The sequence below is a fragment of the Chryseobacterium sp. B21-037 genome, assembly GCF_028570785.1.
GTDB lineage: Bacteria > Bacteroidota > Bacteroidia > Flavobacteriales > Weeksellaceae > Chryseobacterium > Chryseobacterium proteolyticum.
The window spans coordinates 3,404,368-3,421,246 of record NZ_JALGCB010000001.1 but is presented as its reverse complement, the minus strand read 5'-3'; the positions used below and the strand labels follow the sequence as shown (position 1 = coordinate 3,421,246).

General features: G+C 36.2%; 13 protein-coding genes and 1 tRNA gene. 7 read left to right on the top strand and 7 right to left on the bottom strand.

Features of this window, described 5'->3' with window-relative positions; all coding sequences use genetic code 11:
- Window positions 1–52: 52 nt before the first annotated feature.
- From MTQ00_RS15165 to MTQ00_RS15150, 4 genes are all read right to left on the bottom strand, one after another.
- A complete protein-coding gene (locus tag MTQ00_RS15165; protein WP_273650147.1) occupies window positions 53–3,214 on the bottom strand; it encodes a S41 family peptidase in 3,162 nt (1,053 codons plus the stop codon).
- 172 nt (window positions 3,215–3,386) lie between these two features.
- Window positions 3,387–3,460, bottom strand: a tRNA-Asn gene (locus MTQ00_RS15160).
- Window positions 3,461–3,542: 82 nt separating this feature from the next.
- The gene (gene rseP, locus MTQ00_RS15155) at window positions 3,543–4,892 is read right to left on the bottom strand and encodes an RIP metalloprotease RseP (protein WP_273650145.1); all 1,350 of its coding nucleotides are present in this window, start codon (window positions 4,890–4,892) and stop codon (window positions 3,543–3,545) included.
- Window positions 4,893–4,996: 104 nt separating this feature from the next.
- Window positions 4,997–5,437, bottom strand: a complete 441-nt coding sequence (locus MTQ00_RS15150) for a DUF6646 family protein (RefSeq protein WP_172281420.1) — start codon at window positions 5,435–5,437, stop codon at window positions 4,997–4,999.
- Window positions 5,438–5,540: 103 nt separating this feature from the next.
- On the opposite strand from MTQ00_RS15150, the gene MTQ00_RS15145 reads away from it, so the two are divergent.
- Window positions 5,541–6,293 (top strand): nitrilase-related carbon-nitrogen hydrolase, encoded by a 753-nt coding sequence (locus MTQ00_RS15145; RefSeq protein ID WP_273650143.1) that lies wholly within the window; start codon window positions 5,541–5,543, stop codon window positions 6,291–6,293.
- A gap of 35 nt (window positions 6,294–6,328) precedes the next feature.
- On the opposite strand, the gene MTQ00_RS15140 is transcribed toward MTQ00_RS15145, so the two are convergent.
- The 3 genes from MTQ00_RS15140 to MTQ00_RS15130 are packed head-to-tail and all read right to left on the bottom strand — an operon-like array spanning window position 6,329 to window position 8,441.
- Entirely contained in the window at window positions 6,329–6,628 is a 300-nt protein-coding gene (locus MTQ00_RS15140; protein WP_172281416.1) for a thioredoxin family protein, read from the bottom strand.
- Window positions 6,629–6,645: 17 nt separating this feature from the next.
- On the bottom strand, window positions 6,646–7,023 hold the full coding sequence (locus MTQ00_RS15135; RefSeq protein ID WP_273650142.1) for a rhodanese-like domain-containing protein: 378 nt from the start codon (window positions 7,021–7,023) through the stop codon (window positions 6,646–6,648).
- Window positions 7,024–7,031: 8 nt separating this feature from the next.
- Window positions 7,032–8,441: an MBL fold metallo-hydrolase gene (locus tag MTQ00_RS15130; RefSeq protein ID WP_273650141.1), complete on the bottom strand. Its 1,410-nt coding sequence runs from the start codon at window positions 8,439–8,441 to the stop codon at window positions 7,032–7,034.
- Window positions 8,442–8,781: 340 nt separating this feature from the next.
- Between MTQ00_RS15130 and MTQ00_RS15125 the strand changes: the two genes are divergently transcribed.
- The 6 genes from MTQ00_RS15125 to MTQ00_RS15100 all read left to right on the top strand — a co-directional run bounded on the left by MTQ00_RS15125 (window position 8,782) and on the right by MTQ00_RS15100 (window position 16,542).
- Window positions 8,782–10,308, top strand: coding sequence for a helicase HerA-like domain-containing protein (locus MTQ00_RS15125; protein WP_273650139.1), 1,527 nt, complete (start codon window positions 8,782–8,784; stop codon window positions 10,306–10,308).
- Between the two features lie 33 nt (window positions 10,309–10,341).
- Window positions 10,342–10,701, top strand: a complete 360-nt coding sequence (locus MTQ00_RS15120; RefSeq protein ID WP_273650137.1) for a hypothetical protein — start codon at window positions 10,342–10,344, stop codon at window positions 10,699–10,701.
- Window positions 10,702–11,925, top strand: coding sequence for a 3'-5' exonuclease (locus MTQ00_RS15115; protein ID WP_273650136.1), 1,224 nt, complete (start codon window positions 10,702–10,704; stop codon window positions 11,923–11,925).
- 237 nt (window positions 11,926–12,162) lie between these two features.
- Window positions 12,163–13,362 carry a diaminopimelate decarboxylase gene (gene lysA / locus MTQ00_RS15110; protein WP_273650135.1) on the top strand — a complete coding sequence of 400 codons (1,200 nt, stop codon included), beginning with the start codon at window positions 12,163–12,165 and terminating at the stop codon, window positions 13,360–13,362.
- A gap of 205 nt (window positions 13,363–13,567) precedes the next feature.
- Complete coding sequence (locus tag MTQ00_RS15105) at window positions 13,568–15,301, top strand: thiamine pyrophosphate-dependent enzyme (protein ID WP_273650133.1); 1,734 nt, start codon at window positions 13,568–13,570, stop codon at window positions 15,299–15,301.
- The gene (locus tag MTQ00_RS15100; RefSeq protein ID WP_273650131.1) at window positions 15,301–16,542 is read left to right on the top strand and encodes an MFS transporter; all 1,242 of its coding nucleotides are present in this window, start codon (window positions 15,301–15,303) and stop codon (window positions 16,540–16,542) included. Before MTQ00_RS15105 ends, MTQ00_RS15100 begins: the two co-directional genes overlap by 1 nt.
- Window positions 16,543–16,879 lie beyond the last annotated feature (337 nt).

Sequence of the window (16,879 nt, the reverse complement as noted above, 5' to 3'; positions counted from 1 at the left end):
AAGCAAAATACATGCAAAAAACAAGACCTACATTTCTGTAAGTCTTGTTTTTTTATTTCTTTAAATCTTTAAGGATTTCCTGTACCGCTCTTTCCAGTTGCGGGTCATGATCTTGCTGTCGGTCTATGAATGTGTTTTTAATATAGATGTCCGGTTTTACACCTGTTTTTTCCAGGTTCTGGCCATCCAGAGTATACGTTCCCCATGCAGGAAGCCTATAATAAGAGCCATCTACAAGACTTTTTCCGGAAGTGAAGATAATCCATCGATAGGTGTCCTGGCCAATGATTTTTCCTAATTTCAGAGCCTTGAAACCGGCAGCGGTCATTTCGGCATCACTCAGCGAAGCTTCGTTGATCAAAAGAACAATAGGCTTTCCGGAAGGTGCGAAATTGGGCTGTGTGGTCATTTTTCCTTCCCGGTATTTCCATTGTAAATAAGGTTTTTGAGAAAGGAAATTTAATACTTTATCATGAACGTTTCCGCCCGTATTATAGCGTAAATCGAGAATAACAGCTTCTTTTTGAATTTCCTGCTCCACCATATCCAGAAGGAAGCGGTCCAGTTCATCAGTAGTCATATTTTTCATATATGAATAGGCAATGCGGCTGTTGCTCATCTGATTTACGCGTTGCCGATTATTGAATATCCAGTCGTCATACAAAAGTCCTTTTAATTCTGTATTTGAAATTGGATGTACCTTGGTGGTTATTTCCTTGCCATTGCGTGTGAAAGTAAGAATAATTTCTTCCTGCTTTTTAGGACTTGTAAAATAAGATTCACGATTTTCGTGTACGTCAATATTTTTTCCATTTACAGCAATCAATTGATCTCCTGGTTTAATGTCAACCCCGGAACGGAAAGCGGGTGATTTTCTTACAATACCTTCTACACTATAAGGCTGGTCCTTTTTAAAGATAATCCCTGTTTCATTGGTAAAATAATTCAGATATCTGGTTTCTTCCTTTCCTGTTGAAGAAAATCCCGTATGTGAAGAATTGAGTTCTCCCAACAGGTCATTCAATAAAATTCGCAGATCATTTCTGTTATTGATATACGGAAGATATTTAGCATACTGCTCCTTTTTTGCTTTCCAGTTGATGCCATGGAATTTTTCATCATAGAAATTTTCTTCAACCCCAGTCCATGTTTCATCATACATCTGGGTAAATTCAGAAGCGAGATTTTTGTTAAAAGTATACTGGATATTTATCTTTTCTGGCTTTAATGTTGCTATGGCCATTTTATAAATGTTACCCTCTATTAATGTAAAAAAAGACTTGTCATTTTTGATGATATAGCTGGCTTCTTTATCGAAAACCTTTTCTGATTTAGCGGTTTCAAAATCCGTGAAAACCTTTTTGAAAAGTTGTTTCTTTCCATTATCCTGATTGGAATTAAAGAATAAAATTTCCTTTTTGTCGTCCATGAAAACGGTAGGATCTTCCTGGTATCCATACCTGTCTGTAACCAGCTCAATCCTTTCCAAAGTGTTTTCAGGATTAATTTTCAATTCTTTTACAACAATTTCTTTTTCTTCCTTTTTTTCTTTGTCTTCTTCTTTTTTATCCTTGTTTTCCTTTGTCGTTTCAGGTTTCTTTACCTCCTCAGTAAATAGCTTATCGAATCTTTCAGATTTGTAAGGCTCATCAAACCAATCCAGCGCCATTCTGTAAATATTAGATTTCTGCATACCTAGCGGATAAGAAGGGTTCGTTCGGTCACTTGTAAAATAAATATACTTACCATTGGGTGACCAAAAAGGATCTTCCTCTGAAACGCCGGTGTTGGTAAGATTTATGATTTTGCCTTTTCCGATATGATAAACAAAGATGTCCAGTTCAAAATTTCTTTTTGCAGAGAACAGTACATATTCGTTATTGGGAGAAAAAGAAGGTTTTGAATTTTGAAAAGCCCAGATTTCATCTTTTACGATAGTTGTAGAGTGTAAACTCTTTAAGTCCATTAATCTTACTTCATCACGACCACTTAAATACACTGCTTTTGAAAGGTCGTTATTCAGGGTTATATTGCGGTTGTTACGCAAATCAGCAGTTAATTGTTTTACCTGGCCTTTTCCGTCTGCAGCAATACTAAACCAGTTTTGATATCCCTGGTAAGTCTGGTTAAAAAGTAATGTGCGATTGTCCTTCAGCCATTTTACTTCCATTACACGTTCCTTTCCGTCAGATATCTGTTGTGTAAACTTTCCTTCAATATCAGAAACAAAAAGAACACCACGGCTCACAAAAGCTATTTTCTTACCATCTGATGAAATATCATAATAAGAAATATTATTTTCTATATTAAAATTTTGTTCTTTCTCCAGTGTTTTATTTGTGTTAAGGCTTATATTAAGAGCTTTTATATCTTTTGTAGCTACGTCATAGGTGTAAAGCTGATAATCTTTTTCAAATATTACTTTGGATCCGTTAGCTGAAACAAATGGCTTTTTAATAGAGGTTTCAAATTGTGTTAAAGGTGCCTTTTTGCCATTTTTAAGTTCATAAAGATTATATTCATTGTTATTTTCATCAGAAATAAAATAAATAGTCCCATTTTTATCTACGCTCGGATTAAAATCTTTTCCTGCATAGTTCGTATATTGTTTAAAGGAATTGTTCTTGGGATTATAACCTAAAATATCAGGATTGTTTTCTCCTTTATAGTGTTTGCGATGTACCTGATTGGCGCTTTCTGATGAACTTGTGAAAAGATATTCACCCGCAGGAGTTTCTGCCAGGCCGTTTGTATTATTAAAGTAATTGTTGAAAAGCTTTTGTGGTGTTTTGCCTTCAATAGTAGTTTTAAAACTTCCAAAGTTATTATTCCTGTTTGAGGTAAAATAAATAGTTTTACTGTCCCATCCCCAGTTTTCTATTTCATCTTTTCCTGTGTGAAATGTTAACTGTTTAATGCTTCCTCCTTCAGCAGGCATCACATACACGTCATAATTTCCGTATTGATTGGAACTGAATGCAAGCCATTTTCCGTCTGGAGAAATGCGTGGATTAATTTCCTCTCCCTCCAGGGCTGTGATTCTGGAAGCGTTTCCGCCATTGGAGTCCACTTTCCAGATGTCTCCATCATAAGCAAAATAAGCGGTTTTCCCATCCGGGCTTAATGAAGGACTTGATAAAAAATAAGATTTTTCCTGTGCTGAAACTTGAATGCTAGCAAAGGCTGCTAATAACGAAATAAAGATTCTTTTCATGAGATAATTAGATATTCCTGGGGATATGTTGTCATACTTTGCTCTGCAAAATATTTCCTCTTATAATTATTTAATAAGTTGCAAATATCTAATTTTTTAAGAATATCAGGATCTTTTGCATTATTAAATGTGATATGCAAAAAAAAGACTTACAGAAATGTAAGTCTTTTTGCTCCTCCTGCTGGGCTCGAACCAGCGACCCTCTGATTAACAGTCAGATGCTCTAACCAACTGAGCTAAGGAGGAATGTCCCTTTGTTTTTAAGTGGTGCAAATATAGGACGAATATTTATACCAGGCAAATTTTTCTTTTGAAAATTTAAAAAATATTATAATTTTCCTGTGAATATTTTAAAGATATCGCTTCCGAAAATCAGTAACATTAAGCCTAACAGAAAGATAACACCAATCATTTGTGCATTTTCCAATACTTTTTGAGGAACTGGTTTTCCGAAAATAATTTCATACAATGTAAATAAAACGTGTCCCCCATCTAATCCTGGAATAGGAATAAGATTCAGGAAAGCCAGCCAGATCGAAAACATTGCTGTAAAGCTCCAGAATGCAGGCCAGTTAATCGCAAAGCTACCATCTGCTGCCTTATTTACGGGCATAGATTTTACAATTGCAATAGGTCCACCTACATTTTTGTATCCTTGAATTTTAGAGTTGAACATAATTTTGAACTGCTTTACCTGCATGGTTAAAGCTTCAATGGTTCTTTCAAAACCTCTTGGAATAGATTCTCCGAAAGAGTATTTTTTGTCAGTAACTACACTTGCAAGACTTTTTTGGTCAACAGCAATTCCTAATTTACCATTTTTATCTACTGGTGCGGAGATAGTTTGCTTTTCAGTACCACGATTAACCTCAATGCTTACTGTTTTTCCTTTATTTTCAGCTAATGTAGAACTTACCTCGTCGAAGAAAGGAGTTGGTTTACCATTGATGGCTACAATTCTATCGCCTTTCGCCAACCCTGATGCTTTTGAAGAAGGAGTCGCTAAAGAATCAATGATCATGGGAATTCTGGGAGTGATATAAAGCTTTGCTTCTCTTTGTCTGATAACATCAGCTACACCATCTTCATTCACTTTGAATGTAATTTCCTTACCCCCTCTAAGAACAGTAACATGATCACTAAAAAGTATATTAATAGCTGAATTTTCCAATCTTTCTGCTGGTTTTCCATCGATAGAGACAATTTTATCACCATTTTGGAATCCCATTTTTTTACCGGCATCTGTTACGCCGATACCATTGTCAAATTTTGTAAGATCTGTATACATTTCTCCATTAAAAAGAGAAAGACAGCTATAAATTAACCACGCAAGGAAAAAGTTTACCGTAACTCCTCCCAACATAATGATAAGTCTCTGCCAAGCCGGTTTTGCACGGAATTCCCATGGTTGTGCCGGTTGTTTTAATTGTTCGGTATCCATGCTTTCATCCACCATTCCGGCGATTTTCACGTAGCCTCCAAAAGGAAGCCATCCGATACCGTATTCTGTTTCACCGATTTTTTTCTTTGCGATAGAAAACCAAGGATCGAAAAATAAATAAAACTTTTCTACTTTGGTTTTGAACCATTTGGCGGGCAAAAAATGCCCCAGTTCATGAAGAACGACTAAGATAGAAATGCTTAATATGAATTGAAAAATTTTAATTGCTAATTCCATTAATAAATTTTAGATTTTAATTTGCAAAGGTAACAATTATCAAAACTATGCCAAATAAAAAAGCTCCTCATATAGAGAAGCTTTGTCATATATTAAGACTGTTTTTACAAATTAAGGGAAACCCCCAGGCTGCCATTGTTTCCAACTTCTGCAAATACACCGATTCTCTCAGTGAAAAAGTAACGGGCACCGATATGGGCGCCGATTCCAAAATCTTTTCCGAGAACCCCAAGATCAACTCCGGGATAAATGTCCAGCTTTTCAGGGAGCTGTAATGCTTCTTTTAAATGAAAATTAAGCCTTCCAAAGATGAAGACCTTGTTGTCATTGTCATTATTTTTATATCCGCTAAAGTAGCCGTTCAGCCCGGCACCAACTGATATAAGTTTATTGAGCCCGTAATCATAAGTCCCTGTAATTCCTGTTCCATATCCCCATGCACTGAATCCCAATTGCACTTTCTGATCACCCTTTCCTGTCCATGCCTGGGCATTTACGGCAGTTCCAAAGAAGAAGACCGCTAAAATAAAAACCAATTTCTTCATAAATATTACACTTTAGTTCTATTAATTAAGAATAATCAGCTACAAAAATAGAACCGAAACCGATTAAAAATCCTATTTTTATACAAGATTTTGAACGACTTTTATGAAAATTAAAGGATTAAATTTAGATATTATCTGGAAAGATAAGGAAAGTAACTTTCGTTTAATAGAAGAGGAATTAAATAATCAGGATGCTGATATTTTTCTTTTACCCGAAATGTTCTCAACAGGTTTTTGTATGGATGCTTCTGAGGTTTCAGACCGTAATGAGGAAGCTTTAAGTTTCTTACACAAGATGTCAAAAGAGAAAGGATCCGCTTTTTGTGGAAGTGCTCCTGTAGAACAAGATGGGAAATTTTACAACAGGTTGTATTTCGTAAAGCCTGATTCGTCAGTTGTTTTTTATGATAAAAGACATTTGTTCTCTTTCTCTGGAGAGGATAAGGTGTATACCCCAGGAAAAGAAAGGGTTATTGTTGAATATAAAGGATTCCGCATTTTGCTTCAGGTTTGCTACGATCTTCGTTTTCCTGTTTTTGCAAGAAATAATGATGATTATGATGCAATCTTTTATGTAGCCAATTGGCCGGAGAAGCGAGTGGGAGCCTGGGAGCACTTGCTGAAAGCCAGGGCTATTGAAAATTTATCATACGTTTTTGGATTGAACAGGATAGGAACCGATGGAAATAATTTATTCTATCAGGAAAGCTCACATTGTTTTTTTGCTGATGGAAGAGACATTGCCCAAAAAGAAAAGAATATTGTGTCTGCAGAATTGAATATGAATGAGCTTTTGGATTTCAGAAAGCATTTCCAGTTTTTGAATGACCGGGATCAATTTTCAATTCAGATGTAATTATCGAAATAAAAAAGCTGTGAAATTTCACAGCTTTATTCATATTGTTTCAGCAATTGGGTTAAAGTATTGACGTCATGTACGCCACTTTCTTTCCACAAAAGTTCTCCGTGTTTAAATATAGCCAAAGTAGGGACACCACGAACTCCATATTGTGAAGCAATAGCCGGATACTGGTCTACGTCTACTTTAATAATTCTTGCTCCTTCACCTACATTTTCTTTAACTGTTGTGAGTACTGACGACTGAACCTTACACGGTTGGCACCAGGTCGCAAAAAAGTCAATTAAAACAGGTCTTTCGGAATTAATTAATTCTTTAAATTTTTCTGACATGATTTTTGGTGTTTTTATTATTTGGGGCTATCAGCCTCTTTCTGGATTGCCTTTACATTTTTCCAGCTTGTCCCGTCATAGGCTTCCACTCCGTTTTTCTTTAAAATCTCTACTGCCTGGTCCGCCTGGATTCCTTTGTTGCAAAAAACCACTACTTTTTTGCCTTTTAAGGACTCAATATTATTTTGAATCTCAGCAAGCGGGATGTTGATTGCATCTTTTGCTGTTCCTTCCTTATACTGCTCCGGAATTCTAACGTCTACCAAAGTAACATCACTACTGTTTACTATTTGTTTAATATCAGCTGGGGCATTATTCTTCGATACACTTGAATTTTTACATGCACTTAACGTTACAGATACAGCAAAAATAAATCCGCAAACCTTATTTCTCATTCGTTAATTTACAATGTTTTCGACTGGCAGACAAAATCCGAAGTGGGTAGTTTTTCCGTTTTTTTAATTCCGTTAAAACCTCCTTCGATTTCAGTGAAATTTCTGATCCCGTGTGAGTTAAGAATGCTTGCGGCAATCATGCTTCTATATCCTCCTGCGCAATGAAGGAAGAAATGTTCCGAGTCATCAATTGAACTGATCCAGTCGCTGATGGAGTCTAATGGCTTATTAAATGCGTTATCAATATGTTCAGCTGCATACTCAGTCAGTTTTCTGACATCAATAACCGTAGACTGATCATTGAATTCTTCTACAAATTCTGAAGGAGAAATCCTTTTAATCTCATCAGTTTCTTTATTGGCATTCTGCCATGATTGAAAACCTCCATTCAAATACCCTAAAACGTTATCAAATCCAACTCTGCTTAACCGGGTAATCACTTCTTCTTCGGTTCCTTTATCTGAAACCAATAACAGTGGATGTTTTACGTCTACGATCAATGTTCCTACCCAAGGAGCAAAATCTCCTTTCAGTCCGATATTAATAGAATTAGGAATAAAGCCTTTATGGAAATCGGCAGCGCTTCTGGTATCTAAAATAAGTGCTCCGGAGTCTTCAGCGATGATCTCAAAATCTTCTACAGAAATTGGATTAAGACCTTTATCCATTACGGTATCTATGCTTTCATAACCCCCTTTATTCAAAGCTACATTCATTCCGAAATATTTCGGTGGGGCAGTAAGGCCGTCCAAAACTTCTTTTATAAAAGATTCTTTATCGGGTTGGTTTAAAGCGTAGTTGGTTCGTTTTTGGTTCCCAAGGGTGTCAACTGTTTCTTTCTGCATGTTTTTTCCACAGGCAGAACCTGCTCCATGTGCAGGATAAACAGTGATGGTATCTGCTAAAGGTATAATCTTGCTATGAAGACTCTCATATAATATTCCCGCAAGGTCCTCCTGCGTGAGATTAGTTGCTTTTTGAGCGAGATCCGGACGGCCAACATCTCCTAAAAATAAAGTATCACCCGTGAAAATTGCTGTTTCAACATCATTTTCATCTATTAAAAGATAGGTGGTGCTTTCCATGGTATGGCCCGGAGTATGCAGAACCTTTATTTTTACTTTTCCAATTTCAAAGATTTGATAATCTTCAGCAATTGTTGCTTCAAATTCCGGCTTAGCAGTAGGTCCGTAAATAATAGGAGCACCAGTCTTTTTACTTAAATCCAGGTGTCCGGAAACAAAATCGGCATGGAAATGTGTTTCAAAAATATATTTTAAAGTTACATGGTCTTTCTCAAGACGGTCCAGATATGGTTTTACCTCTCTTAGAGGATCTATAATTGCAGCTTCGTTTTCTGAGACAATATAATAGGCTCCCTGAGCTAGACAGCCCGTATATATTTGTTCAACTTTCATTTGCTTAGTTTTAAATTAAATTTCAGTTAAAGATACAAAGTATTAGATGAATTGTAAACGAAATGTTAAATCTGAATGATAGTTTCTTTCAATTTAAATGGTTTTGCCCGGTTTTAGGAATCGAAAGTTATTTATTTTCAACAAGAAAGGGCAGATTATTAAAATACTAAATTGGTAGACTGTTTTTTGTCATGCTTAAAAAACAAAAATAATTACGTACAGGAAATGGGTCTGTTTAAAAGAAATACGAAATAATTAATCAGAGAACTTCGCAAGAATACAAGTTTGTTGACTTAATATTTTGTAAAAAATTTTATATTTATAAGTTAAAAAAAATCAAATGGCAGATAAAAAACAATTTATTGATGAATTAAGTGCTAGATATACTCCGAAAGGAGATCATATTATATTAGGAAAAGGTATGCTTGATGGGGAGGTAGTTACCGAAGTGAATGTAACCATTCCATTAAAAACAATCAACAGGCATGGTCTTATTGCGGGAGCCACCGGAACAGGAAAAACCAAAACTCTTCAGGTATTTGCGGAACAGTTATCACATGCTGGGATTCCATCTTTAGTTTTAGATATTAAAGGAGATTTCTCAGGAATTGCAGAAGCAGGTGAAATGAATCCCATTATAGAAGAAAGATATGCAAAAACCCAGCTTCCATACAATCCACAAGCCTTTCCTGTTGAATTAATGAGTATTTCCGGTGGTAAGGGTGTGAAATTGAGAGCTACTGTCACAGAATTCGGTCCGGTTTTATTGAGCAAGATTTTACAGTTGAATGATACCCAGCAGAGTATTATGTCAATTGTTTTTAAATATTGTGATGATAAAGGACTTCCTTTAATCGACCTAAATGACCTGAAAAAAGTCCTGCAATATGTGACTGATAATGCAGAAGGTAAAGCAGAATTATCTTCCAATTACGGATCAATAGCATCTGCTTCTTTGGGAACTATTCTAAGATCAATAGTCGCTTTAGAACAACAGGGAGCAACTGATTTCTTCGGTGAGCTGAGCTTTGATGTTCAGGATTTACTTGAGACAAGGGATGGAAAAGGAGTTGTAAATATCTTAAGGGTTGCCGATATACAAAATAAACCACAGCTGTTTTCAACATTTATGCTTTCTCTCTTTGCGGAAATTTATATGACATTTCCTGAAGAAGGAGATAGCGGAAAACCTAAATTAGTTTTATTTATTGATGAAGCGCATTTAATTTTTAATGAAGCTTCTAAGGCATTGCTTTCACAAATTGAAACAATGGTTAAATTAATCCGTTCAAAAGGGGTAGGTATTTATTTTATTACACAGATTCCCGGAGATGTTCCTGAGAATGTTCTTTCTCAGTTAGGATTAAAAATTCAACATGCTTTGAGAGGATTTACTGCAAAAGATAAAAAAGAGATTTCAAAAGCAGTGGAAAACTATCCTACAACAGAATTTTATAATGCTTCTAATCTGATTCAGAATCTTGGAATTGGAGAAGCTTTTGTAACGGCGTTGGATGAAAAAGGAATTCCTACTCCTCTGGTTCAGACTTACCTGATTTCTCCGGAATCGAGAATGGATGTCTTGAATGATGCTGAGGTTTCGGAATTAACAGGAAATTCTGCTTTGGTTGCTAAATATGAAGAAGCGATAGATAAAGAATCGGCTTATGAGATATTAACGGCAAGAATGGAGCAGGCGGCACAGAATCCGGCTCCTACACAAAGAGCAAAGCCGGTAAAGGAAGAGCCAGGGATGTTTGAACAGGTATTACAGAGCAAAGCAGGAAGAACTTTTACCACCACATTGATGCGTGAAGGGGCAAAAGCAGTTTTGGGAATGTTTGGTCTGGGAGGAAGAAGGAGATAATAAAAACATTAGTGCAATTCTTATCTAATAACCATGAAAAATGTATCATCTTTTTATTGTATCGGATTAGCTTCGGTTAATCTCGTAATGGATACCATTCATAACCACTTTGGAATATTTGATATAATTTTTGTTATTTTAGCGGGATTGCCTTTACTGCTCAATAAAAAATGGATGTATGAATTGTTTGGAGGCACTATGGGCCTTATCAGTTTATATATTATTTTTGCCATTTTTGTGTCCATGGTTAAAGACGGTCAAAATGCGATGATGCAGCCTCTTTGGACGTATGGCATGGGTTATGTGCTTAGTTTTTTAACGCTAATTTTCGGACTTTTAATGACAAAAATTATTAAAATCCGCAACAGAAGAAATATTATAACATCAGGTTAAATGTATTCAATTATAGATATAGAAAGTAATGGTGCAGGTTATAGACATGAATGCATTATAGATATTGCCATTTATCGGTATGACGGGCAGAAAATTGTTGACCAGTTCATTTCTTTGGTGAATCCGGAAAGTGATATTACTCCGTTTGTACAAAAGCTGACAGGGATTACTCCTAAAATGGTTAAAACGGCTCCGAAATTTCATGAAATTGCAAAAAGAGTCATTGAAATTACCCAAAATACTACTTTGGTCGGGCACAATATTGATTTTGATTACAGAATGCTTCGGCAATCTTTTAAAAGTCTTGGTTACGATTTTAAAATCAATACTTTAGATACTATTCCGTTAGCTAAAAAGCTCATTCCTGATGAAGCAAGCTATTCGCTGGGTAAGCTCGTAAAATCTCTTGGAATTCCTTTAACCAATCATCACAGGGCAGACGGAGACGCGAGGGCTACTTTGGAGTTGTTCAGGCTGCTGGTTTCAAAGGATACTGAGAATGAGATTATACAAAAACATCACGATGAATCCAATGCCAAGACTTATATCAACAAAATCAAGCTGTTAACGCAGGATTTACCTAATGAAAGAGGGTTTGTGTATTTTCAGAATGCAGCTGGAAAAATCATTCTTTCAGAGTATGTTCAGGATATCAATAAGTTTTCAAAAAAAGTATTTAATTCGAAATCCAAAAAATGGGAAACGATACAGAATGAGGTAGAACAGATTAGTTTCGAACTTACTGGAAATGATATTATTGCCAGATTGATACTCAATTCAAAAAATATCAAGAGGAGAGAAATTTTACCTTTTGGCCTTTATCACAGAAACGATAAATATATTGTTGAGAAAAATAAACTGAACAAAGAAGATAAACCTATTCTGAAGTTCAGGTCTTTTACACAAGGATCAAAAGCAATCCAGTTTATTGGCGGCCAGAGAGAATATGATGATATCAGTATTTTTAAAAGAAAGATTGATTTTAAAAACCGTAATGAGCTATGGCTTGGCTCGGGAAGGAAATTGGGTGAGAAATTATTTTTAATTATTGAAAATGGTAAAGTTGTTTCATACGGTTTTTATGAACTGTTTACACAGATTCAGACTCTGAGCAGGCTCTCCAAGCTGAAAATCGACCTGCCTTTACCTGCTTCTGACCTGATTAATGATTTACAGTTAGCACTGCTTCGCGGTGATTTTGAGACACTCCCGTTGCCTAAATGATAAAAAGGAAGGTGGAGGCTTTTCAAATCAATTTGAATAGAATAAAAAAATAAATAGTATTTTTGCAAAAATAAAAATAAGCAATGCAATATTTTAAGCAAATTAAAACTGGAAAAAAGGGAGCTATAAAGTTCTCTAAGGTTTGGAATATTTAAAAGAGTTGTCTTGCATAAAAAATAGTTAATGTGGCGGACTCTTGAGGAAAGAATCTGCTTTTTTTTATGTTAAAATGAAATTATGAATTCAAAAGAATTATTAAAGATTGCCAATGAGTTTGGCACCCCGGTGTATGTTTATGATGCTGAATCTATCAAAACTCAATATGAAAAACTTACATCTTCTTTTTTAAAACACACAAAGTTCTTTTATGCCGCAAAGGCATTGACTAACATCAACATTCTAAAGTATGTCAAGAACCTGGGTGCTTCTTTGGATTGTGTTTCTATTAACGAAGTAAAGCTTGGTTTAAAGGCAGGATTTACTAAAGAAAAAATATTGTTTACCCCAAATTGTGTGGATCTTGCTGAAATTGAAGAAGCTATGCAATATGGAGTGCACATTAATATTGATAATATCTCTATTCTTGAGCAATTTGGAAATAAATACGGAGATACTTATCCGATTCTCGTAAGAATCAATCCTCATATTTTTGCTGGAGGAAATTATAAAATATCCACAGGTCATATCGATAGCAAGTTCGGTATTTCTATTCACCAGGTTCGTCATATCGAAAGGGTAATGAATAGTACCAACCTTAATGTTGAAGGTCTTCACATGCATACAGGAAGTGAGATCAAAGATCCGGATGTTTTTTTACAGGCATTGGATATTATGTTAGAGCTTTCTGAGCATTTTCCTAATTTGAAATACCTTGATATGGGAAGCGGTTTCAAAATTCCTTATCAGGAAAGTGAGATGGAGACAGACGTGAAAACACTGGGTAAAAAAGTTGAGAAAGTAATTGCCGATTTTTCTAAAAATACAGGTAAAAAATTTGAATTATGGTTTGAGCCCGGAAAATTCCTTGTTGGGAAAAGTGGGTATCTTTTGGTAAAAGCTAATGTTATCAAGCAAACTACAGCGACGGTTTTTGTGGGGGTTAATTCAGGATTCAATCACCTGATCCGTCCTATGTTTTATGATTCTTACCATACTATTGAGAATTTATCGAACCAAAAAGGTCCTGAAAGGATTTATACTGTGGTTGGAAATATCTGTGAAACGGACACATTTGCCTGGGATAGAAAATTAAATGAAGTAAAAGAAGGAGATATTCTGGCCTTCCATACTGCAGGAGCCTATGGTTTTGAAATGAGTTCGAACTTCAACTCCAGACTGAAGCCAGCAGAAGTACTTTTCTTAGATGGAAAGGCTCATCTTATTCGTAAGAGAGACGAGTTTGAAGATCTTTTGAGAAATCAGATTGAAGTAATTTAAATTAAAATATGATAAGCTCCGCAAGAAATTGCGGAGCTTTTTTTTAGATGTTAATTAAGGTAAATTAACAGACTATACCGATGGGGTTCCTAAAATAAATCATTAAATTTGATAGGGATATAGATTTTCAAACCCGAAAAATCTCAATCATCTATTTCCCTTTTTCTTTATTTCCAAAAATAATAAGTACCAAAAAATATTAATTATGGCAAAAAATATAGCAGAACAAATTGTTGAAATGCTTGAGAACGCAAATGTGAAAAGAATTTATGCAGTAACAGGTGATAGTCTTAATCATTTAAATATAGCGGTTAAAAAGAGCAGCATTGAATGGATTCATGTGAGACATGAAGAAGTTGGAGCATATGCCGCCGCCGCAGAAGCGGAACTTGATGGTTTTGCCGTTTGTGCCGGAAGCTGTGGCCCCGGACATGTACATCTTATTAATGGCGTTTACGAGGCGCACCGGTCCCATGTACCTATGTTGGTAATTGCATCTACGATTCCGAGTGAGGAAATGGGGATGGATTATTTTCAGGAAACGAATACGATAAAGTTATTTGACGATTGCAGTTATTACAATCAGATGATTACCAGACCTGAACAGGTTCAAAGAACAGTGCAGACCGCGATTCAGCATGCTATTTCCAAAAAAGGAGTTGCCGTAATCGGCCTTCCGGGAGATGTTTCTGAACTGGATGCAGAAGAGGCGACAACTTCCGCTCAGATATTTAGAACGAATCCGGTTATTCGTCCATCGGACGAGGAATTAAATAACCTGGCTAAACTTATTAACGAAAGCGAAAAGGTGACCATCTATTGTGGGATTGGAGCTGAAAAGGCGAATGCTGAAGTTATAGGATTATCACAATATTTAAAAGCTCCTGTAGGCTATTCTTTCAGAGGAAAAATGGCGATTCAGCCTAATAATCCTAATGAAGTAGGACTCACGGGGCTGCTTGGTTTTCCTTCTGCTTATCATGCGATGCATGATGCGGATCTGGTTCTTCTTTTGGGAACAGATTTTCCTTATGAGAAGTTTATGCCTGTCAAAAATAAGATTGTCCAAGTCGATGAAAGCCCTGAAAGATTAGGGCGAAGAGCTAAACTGGAATTGGGTCTTGCAGGAGATGTAAAAGAGACTATTAAAGCATTAATGCCCCTTTTAAAAGAAAAAACAGATGTTCATTTTCTGAATCAGCAACTTGAGTTTTATGAAAAAGTAAAAGAAAATCAACTTACTTATGTAAAAGATTCAGGAAAAGAAGATGCCATACAACCGGAATACGTTGCGCATACTTTAGACAGGATTGCGAAAAATGATGCAATTTTTACGGTGGATACCGGGATGTGCTGTGTTTGGGGAGCAAGATTTATAACGGGTACAGGAGAGCGTAAAATGCTGGGCTCTTTTAACCATGGATCCATGGCAAATGCGATGCCGATGGCTATCGGAGCATCATTAGCATACCCGGGCAGACAGGTGATTGCCATGTGCGGAGATGGCGGACTGTCGATGTTACTGGGAGATATGGCTACAATTTTCCAATATAAGCTTCCGGTTAAGCTGATCGTTTTTAATAACAGGGCTTTGGGCATGGTAAAGCTGGAAATGGAAGTAGGAGGGATGCCGGATAACGAAACGGATATGATCAATCCTGATTTTGCAATGGTTGCGCAGGCAATGGGCTATCCTGGAAAAAATGTTCATAAACCGGAAGAAGTTGAGAGTGCTATTGAAGAATGTCTGAACTATAACGGACCTTATCTTTTAAATATCTTTACGAATCCTAATGCCCTGGCATTGCCGCCAAAAATAGATTTTGATCAGGTTGTAGGAATGACCAAGTCTATGGCTCAGCTGATGTTGGGTGGTAAAATGGAAGAAGTTCTTGAAACCGTAAAGAGTAATTATAAGCACATTAAAGGATTATTGTAATGGATAATTCTTTAAAGAAACTGTATGTTGTTGCTTGGATATTTGGACTTATATTTTATTTTTTAGACTATGTGATCAGATCTGCTCCGGCAGTAATGATTCCACAGCTGATCAATAATTTCAATACAACGGAATTGAAGCTGATCAGCATGGTAGGCACCTATTACTATACTTATTCCACCTGTAGTCTGATTGCCGGAATCGCTCTAGATAAATTCGGAGGAAAAAAATCCCTTTTTACCGGAGCGTTGATATTAGGGATAGGATGTTTATTGTTCCTGTTGTCTTCTCAAATTGCCGGAATTTCAGGAAGATTACTGCAGGGAGCAGGTTGTGCTTTTGCCTTTCCTGGATGTGTTTATCTTGCAAGTAAGGGGTTTTCGTCAAAATCATTGGCAACGGCAATCGGAGTTACCCAATGCGTAGGAATGTTGGGTGGAACTGCCGGACAGTTTGTGGTAGGGCCCTGGGTGGAAGAAGGAGTGAATATTGATAGCTTTTGGTTATGGTCGGGAATTATAACAGTGATTACAGCATTAGGATTATTCTTTGTTATTCCTAAAGAAAAAAGATCTGAACAATCATCGGGAGTGTCAAAGCCGGTAGGTTATTTAGAACCGTATAAAATCGTGTTTACAAATCCCCAATCCTGGTTATGTGGAGTGATTTCAGGATTGCTATTTGCACCGACAACCATATTTGCCATGACCTGGGCAGTAGCATTTTTCCAAAAAGATAAAGGGTTTATTTTTCATGAAGCCGCTATCACAAGTGCTATGGTTGCCTTTGGATGGGTTTTTGGATGTCCTCTTTTGGGATTTATAACCGATAGGCTAGGAAAAAGAAAGCCTGTACTTGTTGGCGGAGCCGCTTTGATGATCTTAAGTTTGCTTCAATTAATTTACTTACCGGACCTGTACTCGGCAAAAGTGAGTATGTTTATTTTTGGATTAGGTTCAGGAGCGGCAATGATTCCTTATTCTGTCATTAAAGAGGCTAATCCTGATTATGTTAAAGGAAGTGCTACGGGAGCTATTAATTTTATTACGTTTGGAGTAACTACCTTATTAAGTCCCCTATTTAGCCGATGGTTTGGGAAGAATTTAGGTATAGCACCGGGAGAAGAACATTTTCATAATTCTGTGTTGTTTTGGATAGGTGGAATTGTTCTGGCAATTTTTATTTCAGTATTGCTTAAAGAAACCGGAAGTAAGGCTAAAGAAAATCTTGTGATGCAATAATAAAACGTTTGTGTTAATTTTATTTAGATTTATAAATCTGGTCATATGAAGGATTTGGTTTTATTTTTATCGCTTTTAATATCTGTTTTTTTATTTGGGCAACAGGATGTTGAAGATCGGGATGATTCTTTTATTACGGAAACCAATAAAAATATTTTAAAAATTGATATTAAGGAACCCTTATTACAGATTGCATTAAAAACTGTACAGACTTTAAACCGGCAGCCTATGAAGGAGGGGCATCAGTTTACAAAGAAACGCTGCGAAAGTATATGTACAATTATCTTAATTCTGACTTTTATGTACTGAACGGGGATTTCAATTTTACCATAACTAT